The sequence below is a fragment of the Mesorhizobium sp. M7A.F.Ca.CA.002.05.1.1 genome, from assembly GCF_003998335.1.
Classification (GTDB): Bacteria; Pseudomonadota; Alphaproteobacteria; order Rhizobiales; family Rhizobiaceae; genus Mesorhizobium.
In genome coordinates this window covers 1-2,539 of the sequence record NZ_RZQI01000853.1, presented here as the reverse complement: position 1 = coordinate 2,539, position 2,539 = coordinate 1, and the positions used below count along the sequence as shown (strand labels likewise).

Here is a 2,539-nt window from a genome sequence, read left to right as displayed (position 1 = left end):
TATGACGACTGGCACGAGGGGCGCGACCCCGCCGGCATCACCACGCAGGACCCCGAATTGATGAAGCGGGTCGACCCGGTGGCTGCCGGGCGCCGGCTGGCGAACTACCTCAAGGTGATGACGCTGGAAGCGCAGACCATCGCGCGTGCCTGCGGCAAGAACAGCCTGCACAATCTCGAACCCGAGGACCTCGTCGCGCTGACGATCGAGGCAGCCGCCATGGCCGGCGTGCCGCTGGCCGGCACCAACTGGATACCGGGGAAGAACGGCTTCTAATCAACGAAGGGCCGACTCCCGCATACTCGGGAACAACAATCGATAAAAATGGGGAACTATCGTGGCAACTGATCTTGCAGAATTCGCAAGGGCGAAAAACGTCAAATATTTCATGATTTCCTACACTGACCTGTTCAGTGGCCAGCGTGCCAAGCTGGTGCCGGCACAGGCGATCGCCGACATGCAGAAGGATGGCGCCGGCTTTGCCGGGTTCGCCACCTGGCTGGACCTGACGCCGGCACATCCCGACATGCTGGCGGTGCCGGATCCGGATTCGGTGATCCAGCTGCCGTGGAAGCCGGAAGTCGCCTGGGTCGCGGCCAACTGCATCATGGACGACAAGGAGGTCGACCAGGCGCCGCGCAACACGCTGAAGCGGCTGATCGCGGAAGCCGCCAGCGACGGCATGCACGTCAAGACCGGCGTCGAGGCCGAGTTCTTCCTGATCTCGCCCGACGGCAAGACGATTTCCGACGAATACGACACGGCCTCAAAGCCCTGCTACGACCAGCAAGCGGTGATGCGTCGCTATGACGTCATCGCCGAGATCTGCGACCACATGCTGGCGCTCGGCTGGGGCGCCTACCAGAACGACCACGAGGATGCCAACGGCCAATTCGAGATGAACTGGGCCTTCGACGACGCGCTGGCGACCGCGGACAAGCATTCCTTCTTCAAGTTCATGGTCAAGTCGATCGCCGAGAAGCATGGCCTGCGCGCGACGTTCATGCCCAAACCGTTCCAGGGCCTGACCGGCAATGGCTGCCATGCCCATATCTCGGTCTGGGATAAATCGGGCAAGACCAACGTTTTCGCCGACAAATCGATGGAGCTCGGCCTGTCGGCCAAGGGCCGGAATTTCCTCGGCGGCATCATGAAGCATGCCTCGGCGCTGGCCGCGATCACCAACCCGACGGTCAATTCCTACAAACGCATCAACGCGCCGCGCACCATTTCGGGCGCGACCTGGGCGCCGAATACAGTGACCTGGACCGGCAACAACCGCACCCACATGGTGCGCGTGCCCGGCCCGGGCCGCTTCGAACTGCGACTGCCGGATGGGGCGGCCAACCCCTATCTGCTGCAGGCGGTTATCATCGCCGCCGGCCTCGACGGCATCCGCTCCAAGGCAGATCCCGGCAAGCGCTACGACATCGACATGTACCAGCATGGGCACACGGTGAAGGGCGCGCCAAAACTGCCGCTCAACCTGCTCGACGCGTTGCGCGAGTTCGACAAGGACAAATCGCTCAAGGCGGCGCTGGGTGAGGAATTCTCGTCGGCCTACCTAAAGCTGAAGCACCAGGAATGGAATTCCTATGCTTCGCACTTCACGCAATGGGAGCGCGACCACACGCTGGATATCTGACCACCAACGTGACGCGAGCGACCTCGGAATGAACTGATGAAATATTCGATCTTTTCGCTCGCCCGCGCCGCCCTGTCCGGCCACAAGAACTGGCAACGCACCTGGCGCGACGCCACGCCGAAGGATCGCTACGACGTGGTGATCATCGGCGGCGGCGGCCACGGGCTTGCCACCGCCTGGTTTCTCGCCAGCGAGTACGGCATCAAGAATGTCGCCGTACTCGAAAAAGGCTGGATCGGCTCCGGCAATGCCGGCCGCAACACCACCATCATCCGCTCCAATTACGGCCTGCCCGGCAACACCGGCTTCTACGAATTGTCGATGAAGCTGTGGGAGCGGATGGAGCAGGACCTCAACTACAATGCGATGGTCAGCCAGCGCGGCGTCATCAACCTCTACCACTCCGACGCACAGCGCGACGCTTATGCGCGGCGCGGCAACACCATGCGCATCAACGGCATCGACGCCGAACTGCTCGACCTCGCTGCCGTCAAGAAGATGATCCCGTTCCTGAACTTCGACAATGCGCGCTTTCCCGTGCAAGGCGGGCTCTTGCAGCGGCGCGGCGGCACGGCGCGGCACGATGCGGTGGTCTGGGGCTATGCCCATGCGGCGAGCGAACTCGGCGTCGACATCATCCAGAATTGCGAAGTCACCGGCTTCGTCAGGGACGCCAATGGCAAGGTGACCGGCGTCGAGACATCGCGCGGCAAGATCGGTGCCGGCAAGGTCGGCATGGCGGTCGCCGGAAGTTCGTCGCGCGTCGCGGCGATGGCCGGCCTGCGCCTGCCTATCGAAAGCCATGTGCTGCAGGCCTTTGTCTCCGAGGCGATCAAGCCGCTCATCCCTGGTGTCATGACCTTCGGCGCCGGCCATTTCTACGTCAGCCAGTCC

The 2,539-nt window shown here is 62.9% G+C and carries 3 protein-coding genes; all 3 read left to right on the top strand.

Translation table 11 applies throughout. The features are described 5' to 3' along the window. Nucleotides 1–276: glutamate synthase-related protein (locus EN939_RS29510; RefSeq protein ID WP_245460903.1), on the top strand; the 276-nt coding region annotated here is incomplete at its 5' end. Nucleotides 277–337: 61 nt separating this feature from the next. Then, nucleotides 338–1,645: a type III glutamate--ammonia ligase gene (gene glnT, locus EN939_RS29505; protein ID WP_127270291.1), complete on the top strand. Its 1,308-nt coding sequence runs from the start codon at nt 338–340 to the stop codon at nt 1,643–1,645. A 36-nt stretch (nt 1,646–1,681) separates the two neighbouring features. Then, a partial coding sequence (locus EN939_RS29500; RefSeq protein ID WP_127271206.1) for an FAD-dependent oxidoreductase occupies nt 1,682–2,539 on the top strand: 858 nt, incomplete at its 3' end.